At 44.2% G+C, this 18,845-nt stretch carries 16 protein-coding genes; 15 read left to right on the top strand and 1 reads right to left on the bottom strand.

All coding sequences use genetic code 11. The features are described from left to right. The first annotated feature begins 96 nt into the window (after positions 1–96). The 9 genes from PPO43_RS04095 to PPO43_RS04055 all read left to right on the top strand — a co-directional run bounded on the left by PPO43_RS04095 (position 97) and on the right by PPO43_RS04055 (position 10,790). On the top strand, positions 97–918 hold the full coding sequence (locus PPO43_RS04095) for an SDR family oxidoreductase (RefSeq protein ID WP_272620537.1): 822 nt from the start codon (positions 97–99) through the stop codon (positions 916–918). Positions 919–1,352: 434 nt separating this feature from the next. Beyond that, positions 1,353–1,892, top strand: a complete 540-nt coding sequence (locus PPO43_RS04090; RefSeq protein WP_272620536.1) for a GNAT family N-acetyltransferase — start codon at positions 1,353–1,355, stop codon at positions 1,890–1,892. A gap of 102 nt (positions 1,893–1,994) precedes the next feature. Next, entirely contained in the window at positions 1,995–2,360 is a 366-nt protein-coding gene (locus tag PPO43_RS04085; protein ID WP_272620535.1) for a hypothetical protein, read from the top strand. After that, entirely contained in the window at positions 2,357–3,502 is a 1,146-nt protein-coding gene (locus PPO43_RS04080; protein ID WP_336298914.1) for a DUF6575 domain-containing protein, read from the top strand. The genes PPO43_RS04085 and PPO43_RS04080 overlap by 4 nt, the downstream gene beginning before the upstream one ends. A 431-nt stretch (positions 3,503–3,933) precedes the next feature. Continuing rightward, a complete protein-coding gene (rimP, locus tag PPO43_RS04075; protein WP_272620533.1) occupies positions 3,934–4,422 on the top strand; it encodes a ribosome assembly cofactor RimP in 489 nt (162 codons plus the stop codon). Positions 4,423–4,438: 16 nt separating this feature from the next. After that, positions 4,439–5,749: a transcription termination factor NusA gene (gene nusA / locus PPO43_RS04070; RefSeq protein WP_272620532.1), complete on the top strand. Its 1,311-nt coding sequence runs from the start codon at positions 4,439–4,441 to the stop codon at positions 5,747–5,749. A gap of 297 nt (positions 5,750–6,046) precedes the next feature. Further along, on the top strand, positions 6,047–9,061 hold the full coding sequence (gene infB / locus PPO43_RS04065; RefSeq protein WP_272620531.1) for a translation initiation factor IF-2: 3,015 nt from the start codon (positions 6,047–6,049) through the stop codon (positions 9,059–9,061). A gap of 104 nt (positions 9,062–9,165) precedes the next feature. After that, positions 9,166–10,032, top strand: a complete 867-nt coding sequence (locus PPO43_RS04060; protein ID WP_272620530.1) for a glycosyltransferase family 2 protein — start codon at positions 9,166–9,168, stop codon at positions 10,030–10,032. Positions 10,033–10,034: 2 nt separating this feature from the next. Continuing rightward, positions 10,035–10,790, top strand: coding sequence for a glycosyltransferase family 2 protein (locus tag PPO43_RS04055; RefSeq protein ID WP_272620529.1), 756 nt, complete (start codon positions 10,035–10,037; stop codon positions 10,788–10,790). 164 nt (positions 10,791–10,954) lie between these two features. On the opposite strand, the gene recO is transcribed toward PPO43_RS04055, so the two are convergent. Beyond that, positions 10,955–11,671: a DNA repair protein RecO gene (gene recO, locus PPO43_RS04050; protein WP_272620528.1), complete on the bottom strand. Its 717-nt coding sequence runs from the start codon at positions 11,669–11,671 to the stop codon at positions 10,955–10,957. 457 nt (positions 11,672–12,128) lie between these two features. On the opposite strand from recO, the gene PPO43_RS04045 reads away from it, so the two are divergent. From PPO43_RS04045 to PPO43_RS04020, 6 genes are all read left to right on the top strand, one after another. Continuing rightward, positions 12,129–12,785: a hypothetical protein gene (locus PPO43_RS04045; protein ID WP_272620527.1), complete on the top strand. Its 657-nt coding sequence runs from the start codon at positions 12,129–12,131 to the stop codon at positions 12,783–12,785. 11 nt (positions 12,786–12,796) lie between these two features. Beyond that, a complete protein-coding gene (locus PPO43_RS04040) occupies positions 12,797–13,360 on the top strand; it encodes a hypothetical protein (RefSeq protein WP_272620526.1) in 564 nt (187 codons plus the stop codon). A 152-nt stretch (positions 13,361–13,512) separates the two neighbouring features. Continuing rightward, the gene (locus PPO43_RS04035; RefSeq protein ID WP_272620525.1) at positions 13,513–14,172 is read left to right on the top strand and encodes a zinc ribbon domain-containing protein; all 660 of its coding nucleotides are present in this window, start codon (positions 13,513–13,515) and stop codon (positions 14,170–14,172) included. 205 nt (positions 14,173–14,377) lie between these two features. Then, positions 14,378–16,246 carry a M61 family metallopeptidase gene (locus PPO43_RS04030; protein ID WP_272620524.1) on the top strand — a complete coding sequence of 623 codons (1,869 nt, stop codon included), beginning with the start codon at positions 14,378–14,380 and terminating at the stop codon, positions 16,244–16,246. 285 nt (positions 16,247–16,531) lie between these two features. Beyond that, the gene (locus tag PPO43_RS04025; protein ID WP_272620523.1) at positions 16,532–16,927 is read left to right on the top strand and encodes a RidA family protein; all 396 of its coding nucleotides are present in this window, start codon (positions 16,532–16,534) and stop codon (positions 16,925–16,927) included. 296 nt (positions 16,928–17,223) lie between these two features. Continuing rightward, positions 17,224–18,612, top strand: coding sequence for a dipeptidase (locus PPO43_RS04020; RefSeq protein ID WP_272620522.1), 1,389 nt, complete (start codon positions 17,224–17,226; stop codon positions 18,610–18,612). Positions 18,613–18,845: the final 233 nt, after the last annotated feature.

The following is an 18,845-nucleotide window of genomic DNA, read 5'->3' as shown; positions in this document are numbered from 1 at the left end:
GCTTTGCGCAAAAAGGCCAATCAATATTTTGTGAACTGCCAAAAAATGGTCAAATTCAAGCCGCTCAGCAAGAGCAACACCAATAAATCAATTCGAATGAGTTATTTTAAGAATAAAACCGTCTTCATTACAGGCGGTAGCCGAGGAATCGGCAAAGCAATTGGCCTCCGCTTGGCCAAAGAAGGCGCCAACATCGTTGTAGCAGCCAAAACTACAGAACCCCACCCCAAATTAGAGGGAACCATTTATACCGCCGCCGAAGAAATGACGGCCGCTGGCGGAAAAGGCCTAGCCGTTTATCTAGATGTACGCAGCGAGGAGCTGGTCCAAGAAGCCGTAGATAAGGCGGTGGCCGAGTTTGGTGGCATCGATATCCTCATCAATAACGCCAGCGCAATCAGCCTAACGCCCACGGAGCACACTAGCCTCAAACGCTATGACTTGATGCACTCCGTGAATGTGAGAGGAACCTTTTTGGTCAGCAAAACTTGCTTGCCCCACCTCAAAAAATCAGCAAATGGCCATATTCTCAACCTATCGCCACCCTTGAATATGGACCCCAAATGGTTCGCGAATCACGTGGCCTATACCATGACCAAATACGGCATGAGTATGTGCGTTTTGGGCATGTCAGAAGAGTTTAAGGATGACAAAATTGCCGTGAATGCTCTTTGGCCCAGAACCACCATCGCCACAGCTGCCGTGCGCAATCTTTTGGGCGGAGAGGCTATGGTCAGCCAAAGCCGCACGCCCGAAATCGTGGCCGATGCCGCTTATTTCATCTTGCAACGCCCCGCCGCAGAATGTACGGGCAACTTCTTCCTCGATGATGAAGTCTTGATGTTCGAAGGCGTTCAGGATCTTAGCCAATATGCCGTAGATAGCAGCCAAAAATTGATGCCCGACCTCTTTATCTAATGTTTTGGGCCTAATAGCATAGCAAAAGGAGTAGTAATTTTTTACTGCTCCTTTTTTGTTTTTTGGGGCCTCCCGCCTTCGGCGGGCGCTACGTTTCGCAGCTCGCTATTCGCTCGGCCCTGCGGCCTGACGGCCTTGGTCTGCGGCTGCGCCGCACTGCTGCACATCGCTAGGCCTGCGGCGGCTTCGCCGCCTGCTAAATCGCCTAAAGGCCTTGATCTCTGTCAACTAGCTTACCTAAGTTTAGCTAAGGGGTTATTGCAGAGCAGGTCCTTATCCAAAGGCCCTCTTTAGAGGGCTGTCTAAAAAAGCTAGCCTAGGGGCTTGTCCCTAGGCGCAGAGATAATAGATGAGGAGATATATGTCCCTAGGCCGCAAGAAAGGCGCAGACACAAAATTTTAAACCCTATCTTGGACCAATAAAAACAATCAAAATGAAAAACTATCTTTTTCGCTCTGCCCGCTTGGGCTTTCGTGCTTGGACCGCTGCCGATCTGCCTGAATTTGCAAAAATGAATGCCGATATAGAGGTCATGGCACATTTTCCCAGTCCGCTAACAGAAGAAGAAACGGCGGCCTTTCTGCGGCGGCTACAGGCGCATCAGGAGAAATATGGCTACTGTTATTTTGCCACGGACATTTTAGAGAGCGGAGAGTTTATAGGCTTCATCGGCTTAGCCTATCAGGATTATGAGAGCGTCTACACACCTGCGGTAGATATTGGTTGGCGCTTGAAAAAAGCGGCCTGGGGGCAGGGCTTTGCGACAGAAGGGGCCAAAAAATGCCTGGAATTTGCCTTTGAGGAGCTAGAAATAGAGCAGCTGATTGCCGTTTGCACCCTAGACAACCAAAAGTCCGAGCAAGTCATGAAAAAAATTGGCCTACAAAAGTTGGGGGAGTTTAAGCACCCTAAGCTAAAAGACTATCCAGAGTATGAAGATTGCCTTTGTTATGGGGGAAGTAAAAGGTTTTAGGGAGGATCCTTTTGTGGAGACTCGTTTTTTGAAAAAAAATTTGGTTGTAATTGTCCTAAGTTGTAATTTTTGGAATTAACTGATAAATTAAATGCATTGATAATGAGTTACAAAGAAAAATTACCTGAAGATTGCCCGCCCCCTGATGCTAATGCTGTTAATGGAAAAACTTTTTATAGACTAGGTCATTCTAGTTCGATAGTGGAAAAAGATTTTTTCTCGCATCGAAAATTGTTTCCTAATAAGAAATTCAATACAACAGAGTGTATAGCTTGTTCTTTATCAGTTTTTAGTGAGAAATTCAGATGTGATAATCTTAAAAAACTACCTGCACATAAAAAAAAGGTAGTATTTAGTGTAGAACTTTTTCCAAAAGATGGTTTAATTAAACAAACTGGAAGATATAAAGAACATCACTCATGGTGGATGAGTACTCTTTTTAACATTGAATCTTCAAAAGTATTATGAGCTTGCTGTATTTGAAAATATTAGATGTGCTTGTATACTATGATGTTCCACAGGTCTTTACTGCTAAAGATCTTTTTCAAAGTAAGTATATATGCATGATCATAGAAGAATCTCCTGAGATAAAATATCTAGGGATTAAAATTTCTAATGAACGTTATATAAAATTATTACAAGGAGAACTTGATTTAAGAATTATTTTTGAGAAACCTGAAGTTAAAGAGTGGTATGATGTAATTTGCGAAGAAGAAAACCTACATAATTTTTCAGCTACTAGACATGGCTGGGATATGATACCTGAATCATATTTACCTGATGAAGGTTTTTTTATAGAAGAAGAGTCTTGGGTAGTAGAAGGTAGCCAGCTGATTAAGGAGTCTATAGAGAGTGAGTCAACAGTTATTCATTTAGCCTTTTCTGATTCAACTAATTCGAATAGTCTGAATGCAGCATTATTGGGGGAATATATGATACTATTCCAAAAGTTGATTGAATATCTTTATAAACTAGCAGTTGGTAATGATAAATCAAAAGATGTAGATAAGAACTATGTACTAAGAATTTTTGATACTTCTAAAGGTTCTTTTAAAGTGCATATGAAGGGGGATGGGGAAAAAGATAAAAATTTATTTGGTAATAATGAGCTCGAACGTTCATTGGTTAAGCTAGATGAAATAACAGAAGATATTCAATCAAATGAGGAAATTATCAAATTATTTACTCAATACAGAGGACGTTCCATCGGGGCCTACAAAAAGCTGATTGAAAAGATGCTAGAGGAAAGTATTAGAATTAAATATGAGTGGTATTCGTTAACTGAAAGAAAAATCTATAGCAGGGAAATAAAAAGGTCTTATGCTGAGCGTGTTAAAGCAATTTTAGACGAAAAGGAAGAACTAAGTAGAATAGAGGTTGAGTTTAAGGGCGTTTTTAAACAAGTAGATGTAGATAAAGGTACTTGGCGTTTATCTGATACAGAAAGTAATAAAGAATTTAATGGATTTGCTGACTCTAGTATTTTAAAAGGTGCTGAAATTGATTCAACTAAATATATTTTTAAGTGTGAGGAAATTACAGAGCAAAAAATTATTTCTACAAAAAGTTCAACTAAATATAAGTTGATAGAGTATGTGAATTTATTGTAGGATGTCAGTTATGGGATAAAATATTTTTAATATGAGTTGTTTCTCGTCCTACAGGCCCGAAGGGCCGCAGGCCTAGCGATGTGCAGCAGTGGCCGTAGGCCAGACCGAGCCAGCGAAGCTGGCGAAGGGCCGAGCGAACAGCGAGCTGCGGAACGTAGCGCCGACGAGCGAAGCGAGGCGGAGGCCCCAAAAAAACAGTAAGCAACATAAAGAGAAGAAAACCTTTAAATCATCTTTGCTGATAGGCCCCAAAACAGTAGAAATTGAGGGAGTATAAAAGAGGGGAGAGGAGGTGGAAAAATTGGGGGCTGGGCTAACAAATCTGGAGAAAGTCCGAAAAGCTAAAGATAAATGCTTATATTTGTGGCAGCAAAACGCATTGAGCGAGGGAACCGTGAAAACGTTCCCTCTTTTTATTATAAAGAAGTCAGATGCCAACAATTACGGAAAAGCTAGCCGATTTGATAGCGGCTTATTTTGCAGAAGAGGGTCGAGAGGCTTTATTTCTGGTAGAGATTGAGTATAAGGGCGAGAACAAAGTGCAGGTTTTTATTGACAGTGACAATGGGGTCAATTTTGGAGATTGTGCGCGATTGAGTCGTCATTTGGAAGCTCAGATAGAGGAGAATGGTTGGTTGGGAGAGAAATACACCTTGGATGTGTCTTCTCCGGGCCTAGATCGTCCGTTAAAGCTACATCGTCAGTATGTGAAGAACATAGGGCGGGAGTTATCGGTAGAGATTGAGGGAGAGCACAAGCATGCAAAGGGGAAGTTAGAAGAAGTGACGGAGGAGCATATTGTATTGACTTATAGTGAGAAAGTGAAATTGGAGGGGCGGAAGAAGAAAGAGTTGGTCGAGATGCGTCAGGAGATTCCCTTTGAGCGTATTAAGAAGGCGTTAGTTAAGATTACATTTTAAAAATTATACATAAGGTATGATCAATTTGATTGATTCCTTTTCGGAGTTTAAAAATATGAAGAGCATTGATCGCCCAACGATGGTGCGGGTGCTCGAGGATGTATTCAGAACCCTTATTCGCAAAAAATATGGGGCCGATGATAACTTTGATATCATTGTGAGCACCATTGAGGGGGATTTAGAGATTTGGCGCAAGCGCGAGATCGTTCCCGATGGCGAGGTAGAGGATGATCGTTATCATATTGCGATTAGCGATGCGGTAAAGATTGAGGAGGATTATGAGGTAGGTGAGGAGTGTTATGAAAAAGTGGGGGTAGCTGATTTTGGTCGTCGTGCGATCATGGCGGCTCGTCAGACCTTAATTTCAAGAATTTTGGAACTAGAGAAGGACAAGGTATATCAGATGTATGCCGATCGGATCGGGGACCTTATTTTTGGGGAGGTAGCACAGACCTTGAAGCGGGAATTTGTTATTGTGGATGAGGCTACGGGAGCGGAGTTGATGTTGCCTAAGTCGGAAACTATTCGCGGCGATTATTTCCGTAAGGGAGATATGGTTCGTGCGGTAGTGGATCGGGTAGAGAACAAAAACAACAACCCGATGGTTATCCTTTCGCGTACGGCGAGCAGCTTTTTGGAGCGTTTGTTAGAGCAGGAGGTGCCAGAGATTGAGGATGGATTGATTACGGTGCGTAAGATTGTTCGTGCGCCTGGTGATAGAGCCAAGGTAGCGGTAGAGTCTTATGACGAGCGAATTGACCCTGTAGGGGCTTGTGTAGGGATGAAAGGTTCTAGAATTCACGGAATTGTTCGGGAGTTGCGGAACGAAAACATAGACATTATCAATTATACTAGCAATGAAGCCTTATTGATTCAGCGGGCGTTGACGCCAGCGCGGATCAGTTCGGTAGAATTGGACTTGGACAATCGCAAAGCTTCTGTCTTTTTGGAAGCGGCTGAAATTTCTAAGGCGATTGGAAAGAAGGGGGTCAATATCAAATTGGCTAGCCGTTTAGTAGATTACAACATTGACGTCTTTAGAGAAGGCGCCTTTGATACAGATGCCGACTTTGATGTAGAACTCGATGAGTTTAGAGATGAGATTGAAGATTGGGTCATTGATGAATTGAAGAATATTGGTTGTGATACAGCCAGAAATGTACTCAATCTAAGTTTGGACGAGCTCTTGCGTCGCACAGATTTGGAAGAGGAGACCATTAAGGAAATCATTGTCGTCCTTAAAGCAGAGTTTGATGATAGTGGCAAAGATTTGCCCGATGAAGCTATTGAGGAAGAGGAATCTTCTGAGGAGGATAGCGCAGAATAACTGCTGCCTTTGACGGGCCTAAGTATAAGCTCAGTTAGTACTTCTTGTACTTAGGCCTTTTTTTAGCTGGACTCCAGTGATTCTAGTGTTTAGTAGGTAGTGAAAACCCAAAAAAACGCTAGTATCACGACTCTTGATTCGAGACTAGAAAAGCAAGGGCCCTAGGCTTTTCGGAGAATAAAGAAGGGGCCAAAAGGCATTTTTCCTAATGTTATGGGAATGCTCTCAAATATATTGACTATATTTGTACCGATTTTTTAAAATCACGATTTTTACGCAATTAGCTAAATACACGGAATGTCAAAAAGGTTAGTAAAAGTAGCTGCCGAGCTAAATATTGGAACAAATACTATCGTTGAGTATCTGAACGATAATGGGTATGAGGTGGTTAACCGCCCCACAGCCAAGGTTTCAGACGAGATGTACGATAAGTTGTTGGCCCGTTTCAACAAATCTGCCGCCATTAAGGAAGAGGCGGACAAGATTACTATTGGCAGCCGCTTAGAGAAGGAGAAGAAGGAGGAGGAGAAAAGAAAGAAAGAAAAAGAGCGCCAGTTGGCCAAGGCTAAGCAAGAAGTTAAGCCGGTTAAGAAAGTTGAAATTACTACACCCAAAGAAGAGACTCCCGTTGTAAAGCAAAGCGAGCTTTCTGAGAAAAAGGAAGAAACCAAGGATGACGAAGTGGTTTCTAATATGCCTAAAGGGCCAAAAATTTTGGGCAAAATCAACTTAGATGAGCAGTCTCGCTCTGGCCGCCGAAAAGGAGGCAAGAAAACTACTGCTAAGAAAGAAGAGGCGCCCAAAAAAGAAGAGCCTACTCCTAAGCTAGAGGAACAACCTAAGGAAGTAAAAGAAACTCCCAAGAAGGAAGAAGCCCCTAAAGCAAAGGAAGAGCCTAAGCAGGAGACGCCTAAAAAGGAAGAAACCAAATCACCAAAAGTGGTAGAAGAAAAACAAGTTGTAGCGCCAGAAGTTGAACAAAAAACTACTGAGCAGCCAGAAGCAACTACAGAGAAAAAAGATGGAGTCGATATCAAGATGGAGGCTCCTCAACTTAAAGGCTTGAAGATCTTAGGTAAGATTAACATCGAAGATCCTCGCCGCAAACGGAAGAAGAAACGTAACCGCAAGAAAATTGGCGGTACAGATGAGAAGAAGCCTCAGGAGAAACAAGAGGCTAAAAAAGGCGAAGAGAAGAAAGACGAGAATCAAAATAGCAACAACGACAATAAAAAACGTAAGCGCACTAAGATCTCTACAAATCAAGCTGAAAACGATAATCGCAATAATAGAAATAACGATAATCGTGGAGGCAACTCTACTAATAATGATCGCCAGTCTTCTAATAGCAATAAGAAACGCAAGAAGAAAGGAAAACGTCGCGAGATCTCTGATAAGGAGGTCGATGACAAACTAAAACAAACCATGCAGCGCTTGCATGGTGGAGGCAAAAAAGGAGGACGACGTTCTACCCGTGCCTCTCGTGATGAGAAGAAGGAAGCCATGCGCCAACGTATGGAAGAAGAGATGGAGGAACCACAAGTACTACAGGTGACAGAGTTTATCTCTGTATCTGAACTTGCTGGCCTGCTCAATGTTACTCCTGCCGATATCATCATGATGTGTATGCAAATTGGACAGTTCGTTTCGATTAACCAACGTCTAGATGCAGAAATCATCGAGCTAATTGCTACAGAATATGATTATGAAGTAGAATTTATCTCTGCTGAAGATCAAATCGATATTGAAGAGGAGGAGGAAGAAGACGATCCCGCAGATCTTAAACCTCGTTCACCCATTGTTACTGTAATGGGGCACGTAGACCACGGTAAAACATCACTTTTGGACCGTATCCGTAAAGCTAATGTTGCTGAAGGAGAAGCTGGAGGAATTACTCAGCATATCGGTGCCTATGAAGTGAAGGTGAAAGATATGGGAAGCATTACCTTCCTTGATACTCCTGGTCACGAAGCCTTTACCGCTATGCGTGCCCGTGGTGCAAAAGTAACCGATGTTGCTGTAATTATCATCGCTGCAGATGATAACATCATGCCACAGACTAAAGAGGCGATTAGTCACGCCCAAGCCGCCGAAGTACCTATCATTTTTGCTATTAACAAGATTGATAAGGAAGGCGCACAACCCGAGAAAATTAAGCAAGAATTGGCTTCTATGAACCTACTCGTTGAAGAATGGGGCGGTACTTACCAAAGCCAAGATATCTCAGCTAAGAAAGGCCTTAATGTGGATTTACTCCTAGAGAAAATCTTGTTGGAGTCTGAAATGCTAGAACTTAAAGCAAACCCTGACCGCCGAGCTGTTGGTGCTATCCTTGAAGCCTCTCTAGAAAAAGGCCGTGGATATGTAGCCAAAGTATTGGTGCAAACAGGTACACTTGCTATTGGTGATCCTATCATTGCTGGTCAATACCATGGCCGTGTGAAAGCGATGTTTGACGAAAGAGGTAAACGAGTGAAAAAGGCTGGCCCTTCTACTCCCGTTCTCGTTCTTGGTCTCGATGGTGCCCCTCAAGCAGGGGAGAAGCTTCAAGTATTGGAGTCTGAGCGTAAGGTGAAAGAATTGGCCAACAAACGTGGCCAAATTATCCGCCAGCAACAGATTCGCGCTACCCGCCGTATTACCCTAGATGATATCACGCGTCGACTAAAAGTTGGAAACTTCCAAGAGTTGAACTTGATCGTGAAAGGAGATATGGACGGTTCTGTAGAGGCACTTTCTGACTCTTTGCTCAAACTTTCTACCGAGCAAATTCAAACTAATATTATCTATAAAGCCGTAGGTCAAATTACTGAGTCTGATGTAAACCTAGCCGCCGCTTCGGATGCCATTATTATCGGTTTCCAAGTGCGTCCTAACCCATCTGCTCGCCGCCTATCTGAACAAGAAGGAGTAGAAATTAAGACCTATTCTATCATCTACGATGCAATCGAAGAGGTGAAGTCTGCCCTAGAAGGTATGCTAGAACCTAAGCAAGTAGAAGAAACAATCGGTTCTGTAGCTATCCAAACTGTATTTAGCATTTCTAAGGTAGGTAAAGTAGCCGGTTGTATGGTACAATCTGGTAAAGTGACCCGCAATAGCTATATCCGCGTGATTCGCGACGGTATCGTGATCTTCCCTAAAAAAGAAGGACAACATGGCGAACTTAGCTCACTCAAACGCTTTAAGGATAGTGTCGCTGAAGTTAAAAATGGCTTCGAATGTGGTCTAACCATCCGCAATTTTGATGGTATCCAAGAAGGCGATGAAATCGAAGTTTACGAAATTAAAGAAGTGAAGCAAACGCTCTAAGCCGCTTGACTCAATAATAGAAAAGACCTCTTCTAGCAACTGCTATTAGAGGTCTTTTTTTTGTACCTTTGCCCCATTAAAGGACCAATTTAATCCTAAAGTTTATGAAAGTAACTGGCATTAGCTTCGTCAGAAATGCTGTTAAGTTTGATTACCCCATCCTCGAAGCCATCCGATCAATCCTCCCGCTCTGCGATGAGTTTATCCTTCTTTTTGGCAATTCAGAAGATGGAACAGAGGAATTGTTGGCCCAAATTAAAGACCCCAAACTCAAAATTATTCCCTCTGTCTGGGATGATAGCCTGCGCGAAGGCGGCAAAGTCTTGGCCGTAGAAACAAATAAAGCCTTAGATGCCGTTAGCCCCGATAGCGATTGGGTATTTTACCTCCAAGGCGATGAAGTACTACACGAGAAGTTTATCCCTACGGTTCGCCAAGCCATGGAAAAATATCTTAATGATAAAGAGGTGGAAGGCCTACTCTTTAATTATCAACATTTTTGGGGCTCCTACGATTATGTGGCCGACTCCCGAAAATGGTACCGCAGAGAAATCCGAGTGGTCCGAAATGATAAAAATATTCGCTCCTATAAAGATGCCCAAGGCTTCAGAACCAAAGAGGACGAAAAACTAAAGGTCAAGCTCATCCCCGCCGATATTTATCACTACGGTTGGGTGCGCCCCCCCGAAAAACAGGTCCAAAAACGCCTTTCTTCTAACCGCTTCTGGCATTCCGATGAATGGATTGAGAAGAATATGCAAAAGGAAGGAGAATACGATTATTCCGAAATCGATTCGGTAAAACGCTTTGAAGGAAGCGCCCCAAAAGTGATGGAGGAACGCCTCAAACGCCTAAACTGGGAGTTTTCACCCAATCCCCCAAAACTCTCTCTCAAAGAACGCCTCTCTAGAACGATCGAAAATATGACGGGAAAAAGAGTGGGTGAGTACCAAAATTATAAAATCATCTAATTATGCGCCCGCTTACTGTACTGATTCCCACCTTCAACGAAGCCGATAACCTCCGAGAGTTATTGCCTTTGGTCAGCTGGGCCGATGAGGTGCTGGTCGTCGATTCTTTTAGTACGGATGATACTTTAGCCGTGGCCGAAAAAGCCGGCGCCCGAATTATTCAAAGAGAATACGGTAACTCGGCTAGCCAAAAAAATTGGGCCATTCCCCAAGCCAAAAATGAATGGATTTTTCTGCTGGATGCCGATGAACGCCCTAGCGAAAATCTAACGGCCGAAATCAAGGCCATCATGAGCCAAGCTGAAGATCCCCAAGGACCTATTGCCTACTGGATGGGCCGCGATAACCATTTTATGGGACAGGCGGTCCGCTTTTCAGGCTGGCAAAATGATGCCGTGATCCGCTTTTTTAAACGCGATCTTTGCAGCTATGAGGAAAAAGAGGTGCATGCCGAAATTATTACCAAGGGAAAAGTCGCTTGGCTAAAAGGCCGCCTACTGCACTATACATTTAAAAGTATGCGCCATTTTATGGCCAAAATGGAGCGCTACGCCCATTGGTCCGCTGGCGATTACGCCAGCAAAACCCCCAAAGTGGGCTTTTTCCACCTCTACCTCAAACCCGCTTTCCGCTTCTTCAAACACTACATCATCCAACAGGGCTTCCGCGATGGCAAAGTGGGCTTTATCGTCTGCAAATTACTGGCCTGGGGCGTTTTCATGCGCTATGTTATCCTACTCGAAAAAAGGGGACATTAGTGGTTTTGGGGCCTCCGCCTCCCTTTGGTCGTCGGCGCTACGTTGCGCAGCTCGCTATTCGCTCGGCCCTTCAGCCCTTCGGGCTTTGGTCTGGCCCTTTGGGCCACTGCTGCACATCGCTAGGCCAAAAAAGAGGCCCTTTGGGCCTTGAGTAAAAGCGCAATTTAGCCCATAATCTGTTTGAGGACCTCCCAACTTTTGAGCTGAAAATTGGGCAAATGATAGCGATAAAATAAAATCATTTGCTCAATAAAATGTTGCCGCTTGAGGCGGTTGAGCTTTATTTCTGCTAATTGATGCCGATCTAAACGAAGGAGTTGGTCCAAAATCTGGCTGCTTTCCTCATCAAAATGGTAGGCGTGCAGCGGCTGTTCATGCACAAATTCTCCCTCTTTATAATCGAAAATGGGGGCGGAGCTAGGGCTGGGACAAAAGCCCAATTCTGCCGCAAAATGCACCATAAAATGCAGGTGTAAATTGGCCCAAGCAGGGCTGTTTTTTTGGTCCAATTGATTGAAGTAAACCCACAAAAAATTGTAAAGCTCTTCTTGCGGTCCCTCTTCTTGTAGGCCTTTTTGGGCAACTTCTACCATAAAAAGGGCCATATTAGAGCGGGCAATATCAAAGGGAATGATTTGGTAGATATAGCTGGGCCGAATTTCCTTGACCTTATTTAGGTCTCGTTCTTCATTGTGATAAACCACTAGCTCTACCCAAGACATAGGGCGTAAAAGTGCCTTGGTAATTTTGGCTTTGGGCTTGCGCACGCCATGGACCATATAAGAGCGGCGGCCAAGTTCGCGGCTAAATAGATCGCAGATGACGCTGCTTTCGCTATAATCTACGGTGCGTAGCACTAGGCCTTCAATTTGTTTGAGCATAAGTGGTAATTTGGTCCAAAAGGAGATAATTTGCGTTTAGCAGGCGCGCAGCGCCGCAGGTAATAGCCAAATTTAAGCGCACTCACTTTTATAGTTTGCAGCAATTTCCCGCTAGTCGGCCCTATTTTTCTCGGTCATAGCGAAGGCTATGTCCTTAAAAAATAGCTGGCCTAGCCAAAAATTCATAGCAAACTATGGCCAAAGCAGCGCGATTAAATCTGGCTGAGGGATGGACAGCAGTGGCCCGTAGGGCCAGACCGAGGCGCTTTGCGCCGAAGGGCCGAGCGAATAGCGAGCTGCGAAACAGCCCGACCCGACCATAGGGAGGGGCAGCCCCAAAACTAGATCAAAATAAAGTTATAAAATGGGGGACAGACAAAAAAATAAAAAAAAAGCAGTCCTGCGCCCAAGCTTTCGTATCTTTGCGGCACTTAACGAAAATAATAAATCGAAAAATATGTTATCCTTCATTCAATTTTTCACTTTTCAGCGACAGCTGATTTTGTTTTTTGCTTGTTTGGCCTTGACCATAGGACTTTGGCCCACAGTGGGTTTTGCTTGGGCTTGGATGCCTTTATTGGTGGTTATTATCTTGTTGGTCAAGCATTTTTTGATTGGTACGGTGAATGCGGCGGCCATGAAAATGCAGATTGGCGATACGGAGGGAGCGGAAAAAGTGTTGGCCTATACGTTTAAGCCAGAATGGTTGCAATTTGGTTATCATGGGATGTACTACTTCATCCGTTCGGGTTTGGCCTTGCAAAAAGGAGAGACCAAAAAATGTGAAAAATTGGCCAATCAGGCATTAGGTTTAGATTTGCCGGATGATATTCGGGGGATGCTTTATTTGCAGCTCATTAATGTGCAGGGAATGTATGCGCAAAAAATGACCACAGAAACGCAGCGTCGTCCTTATGTGATGAAAATGAAAGACTATTTGGAGACGGCCAAAAAATTGAACATTAATAATCCTCAGGTTAAAGAAAACATACAGGAAATTGATTTAATGTTGAAAGGGCAGCATCAGATGCAGCGTCAGGCCATGAAAGGTGGCCGTGGCGGCATGAAAGGGCAGATGCAGAGTTATATGAAAAGAGGGGGAAAACGCCGTTAAAAAGAGAACTTATGTTTTTTAATCCAAGATTGCGTTTTATCCTCATCTTCTCGCTTATTGCGGCGGGGATCGTGGCCATGTTATTAAATTTGGGGCCAACGATTAGTATTTTGACTTGGGGATTTGCCATTTTGTTGCTTTTGGGCTATTTTTTATTTGGGCATATCAATGGAGCTCTTTTTGCGCTCAAGGCGGGTAAAATTGAGCAGGCAGAAAAGTATTTGGCGGCCACTCATAAGGTAGATTGGTTATTGGCTTCTCATCGGGCCTATTACTTTTTTTGTCAGGGTTTGATAGCTATTTACAAGAGCCAAGAAAAGGAGATAGAACCAGAAAAGCGCCTTGCACTTTTGGAAAAAGGCGAGCAGCAATTGTTGCAGGCCATAGATTTGGGCATGCGTAGAAAGGCTGAAAAGGCCATGTCTTATCTCAATTTGGCCCATATTGCTTATTATCGAGCAGATAAGGCCAAGGCTGAAAAATATGCCCAATTATTAGCAGAACATTTAACTGAAGACCTGCACCTCAAGAAAGGTTATGAGGATTTGCAGTTGGCGATCGCTAAAATGTCCTAAGAAAAATTATGGCGCAAAGCTGTATACATTGTCCGGCCCAATTGCCTGCCCGCAGTCGGTTTTGTCCGATCTGCGGGGGGCTACAGTGGCCCATAGATTTTGAAGATTTGGCCCGGCTGCCGCAGCAGCTCAAAGGGGCCTTTTTCTTATATATGCAGCAAGAAGGGCAAGCTTTGGGTTTAGCAGTGGCTGCTTGGGGACAAGAAGATAGCTTCCGCTTGCGTTATTTAGAAGAGCATTTGCTGCAATTGGCCTATTGGATAGAGCAGCAGGATCCAGCTCAACAGCAGCAGCTTAGGGCCATCAGTGAAGAAATAGATTGGCAGTTTAGAACTTGGGCCGAGGCTTATTTCTTACAAGAGGGGCGAGCATTTTTACCGAGGGCCTTGCCACAAAGTCTGCTGAGTTATCAGCAGATGCAAAGAGGCGAAAGCTGTAATTTGCGGACATTAATAGCCAATTATTTGCAAACCGATAAATTGCCTTATGCCCATAGCTGGCAGGCGTTAGATTGGCCCAAAAAAATAAAGACAGCCAGCCGTAAATTTTTCTCGGCAGCCGCTCAAGAAGAACTGCTCTTTTTTCTAGATCCCTCAATGCGACAATTGGGGCGAAGAGGATTTATTTTAACGCACAAAGGCTTGTATTGGCGGCAGTCGATGAGCCAAGGACGCCGTGTTCAATTTAGTTTGCAGCGGAAACTAGAACTAAAAAAACAAGTTCTATACATAGATGGGCAAGTCTTTGACTTTCAGTTAGAACTCAACCTCAATACCTACTTTCTATTTAAACGCATGGCTGTTCTGCAGTAAAAGAAGTTAACTTTGGTTTATTAATTGCCTAGGCTAGCTAATTGAAATAGAACTCAGTCTAAAAAACTAAAGCTTTAGGCGAAAAACAGAAGGGATATAGCCCAATTTTAGTATTTTATTTGGCTTTTCATCCCCTCGATTAACAGACCACTAACATATCTAATTTTGTATGGATGGATCATTCATCCACTAAAAACAAATCTTTATGAACAAGCTCTTTACTGCCCTTTTGCTCTTTTGGAGCTTGGGCCTAATGGCACAAGATGATGATATTTATAAGTATGAAGTAGACCTCAATGAAGTGATTGCGGATCAAGTAAAGGTAAGCCTACAGGTGCCTAGCTCGGTTCCCGAAGATGAGGTGACTTTCTACTTTCCCCGAATTATTCCTGGAACTTACGAAATTCACGATTATGGCCAGTTTATCAATAACTTAGAGGCCTTTGATAGTAAGGGTAAAAAGTTGAAGGTCAATCGTATTGATAAAAATACCTGGAGAATCAAAAAGGCGCGTCGCCTAGAAAAAATTACCTATTTGGTTGAGGATATTTGGGATGCTAAACTGAAAGAACCTCTTTTTGAGCCCGCTTGTACTAACTTTGAGGCAGGCAAGGTGTTTTTCATCAATAATAATGGACTCTTTGGCTTTTTTGAGAACAAGGAAAAGCTCAAGTTTGAATTGACGTTTAACCGCCCCAACGACTTTTACGCAAGTACTTCTTTGCGCAGAACTGGTGGCGATTTCGATACGGATATTTTCCGTGCCTCAGATTATGGCGACCTCGTCGATGCGCCCATTCTCTATAGCAATCCCGATACGGTTAATTTTAAATTGGGCTATGGAGATATCCAAATTTCAGTCTACTCGCCCAACAAAAAAGCTACGGCTAAAGACATTGCCGAGAAAATCCGCCCAATGCTAGAAGCTCAAAATAAATACTTGGGCAATATGCTTCCCGTTGATCGCTACCATTTTCTCATTTACCTTTCGCCCAATGGCTATCCCTCAGGTTCTATTGGCGCTCTAGAACATCCTCGTTCTTCTATGTTCTGCCTTGCCGAGGAAAAAGTAGACCGCATTGGCGAGCTGGTGGTAAATATCGCTTCTCACGAGTTTTTCCATATCGTAACGCCACTCTACATCCAATCAGAGGAGATTTACAATTTTAATTATATCGACCCCAAAATGTCTAAGCACCTTTGGCTTTATGAAGGGGTGGTCGAATATATGGCCCACCATATGCAATGTCGATATGGCTTAAAAACGCAGGAGGAGTTTATGGATAAGCTCTGCGAGAAAGTGCAAACCTCTACCCGCTACAAAGCTGGTATTCCTCTAGCCGAAATGAGTAAAAAATGTTTGGATAAGGAGTTTAATAGCCAATACAACAATATTTACTACAAAGGCGCACTGACCGCTATGTGTCTAGATTTAGAGTTGATCCGCCTCTCGGAAGGACAATATGATTTGACTATGCTTTTGCGTGATCTTTCCGCTTATTATGGCCAAGATAATCCCTTCCAAGATGTAGAACTCTACGATAAGATTATCGAAATTACAGGCTTTCCCCAACTGCAAAAATTCTTTGATAAGTATGTGGAAGGTATCGAAATGCTGGACTATAACAAGTTCTTAAAACCCTATGGCGTTGAGTATTTTAAAGAGGCCGATGTACTAGAAATGTCTCCTCTTGGTGGGCTCGAAAATGGCGCACTTCGCACGGATACTCTTGGCCGTTTCTATATGGCTAAGGCCGAAAAACTCGATGAGTTTGGAAGCAAATATATGGGCCTCAAAAATGGCGATGTCATCCTCTCTTGGAATGACAAAAGCTTTACCCCAAAAACAGCTTCGGCTATCCTCTTTACCTATATGCAGGGCCTAAAAGTGGGCGATCCCCTCGAAATTCGCATTTTGCGCCCCGATGATGAAGGCAACTACAAAGAAATGAGCTTGGAAACTGAAATTACCGAGATCAACATGAAGAAAAAACACGTCTTCAAAATCAAAAAGACGAAAACAGCAGAAGAAGAAAAACGCTTTAAGCGTTGGCTCGAACCACAAATTAGATAGAAAAGGGAGGACTTCGGTCCTCTTTTTTTATGCTTTGGGGCCCGCGGCCACCCTTTAATTAGGGTGGCCGCTAAATTCATGAGGGGTTCAACCCTCATTTATAAATCATCGCAAAGCGATACCTTTGTTGCGCTGGGTTTTAAAAGCCTATTGGGCCAAGTCTTCGCTCGCAGGCGGCGAAGCCGCCTCTTGGACCCCAAAACTTGCCTCCTAGAGCTTCCAAAAACTTTTGCAGGCTGCCCCAACTTCCTTATCTTTCGCATCCACATAACGACAAACAACAAAATGAAAAAAATTATCCATACAGATCAAGCGCCTGCCGCAGTAGGCCCCTATAGCCAAGCTGTTGCCGCCAATGGTTTTTTGTTCCTCTCTGGACAAATTGCTATTGATCCCAGCAGCCAAGAACTCAAAGTGAATGGCAGCATTGAAGAGGAAACAGAGCAGGTCATGAACAACCTTTTAGCCGTTTTGGCTGAAGCGGGCCTTGGCCCAGAACATCTGGTTAAATGTAGCATTTTCATGAAGGATATGAATGATTATGCGGCGATCAATGAGGTTTATGCTCGCTATTTTGAAGGCATTGCGCCTCCCGCTAGAGAGGCCGTTCAAGTTAGCTGCTTGCCTAAAGATGTGCGTGTAGAGGTTTCTGCTTTTGCGGCTTATCCGCAAGAAAAATAAGCAAGGGAAGGGCTTCAATTAGGATTTTGGTCCAATTGCAGGGGACAGGGCGCGAAGCGCCCGCAGGCTGAGGGATGGATAGCAGTGGCCGAAGGCCAGACCAAGCAAAATGAGCGCAGCGAAATTTTGCGCAGGGCCGAGCGATCAGCGAGCTGCGACACAGCCCGACCCGACCGATAATTCATGAGGGTTTTAACCCTCATTTTGTATCGCTTCGCAAAGCGATACCGCTTTGCGCTGGGTTTTAACCCGGCGGAAGGGGCAGCCCCAAAAAAATAGAAAAACAACAACAACTTATGTCTGTAAAACAATTTATTGAAAGTGATAAGGACCGTTTGTTAGAGGAGTTGATGGCTCTTTTGCGGATTCCTTCAATTAGTGCCGATTCAAACTATAAAAAAGATATGCTTTCGGCAGCGGAGTTTTTGAAAATCAAGTTGCTAGAGGCGGGAGTAGACAGTGTGGAAATTTGTCCCACAGCAGGACATCCCATCGTTTATGCCGAGAAAATTATGGACCCTAGCTGGCCTACTGTTTTGGTCTATGGCCATTATGATGTGCAGCCGCCCGATCCGATTGAGCTTTGGGAATCTGGACCTTTTGAGCCCATTATCAAAACCACCGATCGTCATCCTGAGGGGGCTATTTTTGCCCGCGGTGCCTGTGATGATAAGGGGCAGATGTATATGCATGTCAAGGCTTTTGAGTATATGATGCGGGAGCAAAAAATGTATTGCAATGTCAAGTTTATGCTAGAGGGCGAAGAGGAAGTTGGCTCGCCGAATTTGGGCCTTTTTATGCGTGAAAATCAGGAGCGTTTGGCTTGTGATGTCATCCTCATTTCGGATACTTCTATGCTGGGCAATGAAAGTCCTTCTATGACTTCGGGTTTGCGTGGATTGAGCTATGTGGAAGTGGAGGTTACGGGCCCAAATCGCGATTTGCATTCGGGCACTTATGGTGGCGCTGTGGCCAATCCCATCAATGTATTGGCCAAAATGATCGGTTCTTTGCAAGATGAGGAGGGCCGAATTACCGTAGAGGGCTTTTATGATGATGTTTTGGAGGTTTCTGCCGAAGAGCGGGAAGCTATGGCCAAGGCGCCTTTCGATTTGGCTGATTATAAGGCCAAATTGGGCATTGATGATGTGGCTGGAGAGGCTGGTTTTTCAACTATGGAGCGGGCTTCTATTCGCCCAACCCTCGATGTGAACGGCATTTGGGGCGGTTATACTGGAGAAGGGGCCAAAACGGTTTTGCCTTCAAAAGCTTATGCCAAAATTTCTATGCGCTTGGTGCCCAATCAAAGTTCTGAGCAAATTACGGCCCTATTTAAAAAGCATTTTGAGGCCCTTGCACCTGCATCGGTCAAGGTGGTGGTGACTCCTCATCATGGTGGAGAGCCTGTTTTGACGCCCACCGATGGCATTGAGTTTCAGGCAGCGGCCAAGGCTTATGAGCAAACCTTTGGTAAGCGCCCCATTCCCCTCAGAGCGGGCGGAAGTATTCCAATTGTGGCCCTTTTTGAGGAGATTTTAGGCGCTAAAACGGTCATGATGGGCTTTGGTCTAGACACCGACGCGATCCACTCGCCCAATGAGCATTTTGGGGTATTCAATTACTTTAAAGGAATTGAAACCTTGCCTTATTTCTATGAGCATTTCCGTACGATGAAGGAGGCCTAGTACTTTTTTTGGGGCTGCCCCTTCCGCCGGGTTAAAACCCAGCGCAAAGCGGTATCGCTTTGCGAAGCGATACAAAATGAGGGTTAAAACCCTCATGAATTATCGGTCGGGTCGCTCCACTTCGCAGCTCGCAGGTTTGCTCGGCCCTGCAGCGCTTTCAGCGCTTTGGTCTGCCGCCTTCGGCGGCCCTGCTTCGGCAGCTCAGCCTGCGGGCGCTTCGCGCCCTGCTCCAC

Source organism: Saprospira sp. CCB-QB6, assembly GCF_028464065.1.
Lineage (GTDB): Bacteria > Bacteroidota > Bacteroidia > Chitinophagales > Saprospiraceae > Saprospira.
This window is presented reverse-complemented; position numbering and strand designations above follow the sequence as displayed.

Coding starts and splice junctions, on each gene's coding strand:
- PPO43_RS04045 (WP_272620527.1), top strand. CDS start 12,129: ATGTTATCCTTCATTCAATTTTTCACTTTTCAGCGACAGCTGATTTTG.
- PPO43_RS04030 (WP_272620524.1), top strand. CDS start 14,378: ATGAACAAGCTCTTTACTGCCCTTTTGCTCTTTTGGAGCTTGGGCCTA.
- PPO43_RS04080 (WP_336298914.1), top strand. CDS start 2,357: ATGAGCTTGCTGTATTTGAAAATATTAGATGTGCTTGTATACTATGAT.
- PPO43_RS04035 (WP_272620525.1), top strand. CDS start 13,513: ATGCAGCAAGAAGGGCAAGCTTTGGGTTTAGCAGTGGCTGCTTGGGGA.
- PPO43_RS04090 (WP_272620536.1), top strand. CDS start 1,353: ATGAAAAACTATCTTTTTCGCTCTGCCCGCTTGGGCTTTCGTGCTTGG.
- PPO43_RS04095 (WP_272620537.1), top strand. CDS start 97: ATGAGTTATTTTAAGAATAAAACCGTCTTCATTACAGGCGGTAGCCGA.
- recO (WP_272620528.1), bottom strand. CDS start 11,671: ATGCTCAAACAAATTGAAGGCCTAGTGCTACGCACCGTAGATTATAGC.
- infB (WP_272620531.1), top strand. CDS start 6,047: ATGTCAAAAAGGTTAGTAAAAGTAGCTGCCGAGCTAAATATTGGAACA.
- PPO43_RS04040 (WP_272620526.1), top strand. CDS start 12,797: ATGTTTTTTAATCCAAGATTGCGTTTTATCCTCATCTTCTCGCTTATT.
- PPO43_RS04025 (WP_272620523.1), top strand. CDS start 16,532: ATGAAAAAAATTATCCATACAGATCAAGCGCCTGCCGCAGTAGGCCCC.
- PPO43_RS04055 (WP_272620529.1), top strand. CDS start 10,035: ATGCGCCCGCTTACTGTACTGATTCCCACCTTCAACGAAGCCGATAAC.
- PPO43_RS04060 (WP_272620530.1), top strand. CDS start 9,166: ATGAAAGTAACTGGCATTAGCTTCGTCAGAAATGCTGTTAAGTTTGAT.
- PPO43_RS04020 (WP_272620522.1), top strand. CDS start 17,224: ATGTCTGTAAAACAATTTATTGAAAGTGATAAGGACCGTTTGTTAGAG.
- nusA (WP_272620532.1), top strand. CDS start 4,439: ATGATCAATTTGATTGATTCCTTTTCGGAGTTTAAAAATATGAAGAGC.
- PPO43_RS04085 (WP_272620535.1), top strand. CDS start 1,995: ATGAGTTACAAAGAAAAATTACCTGAAGATTGCCCGCCCCCTGATGCT.
- rimP (WP_272620533.1), top strand. CDS start 3,934: ATGCCAACAATTACGGAAAAGCTAGCCGATTTGATAGCGGCTTATTTT.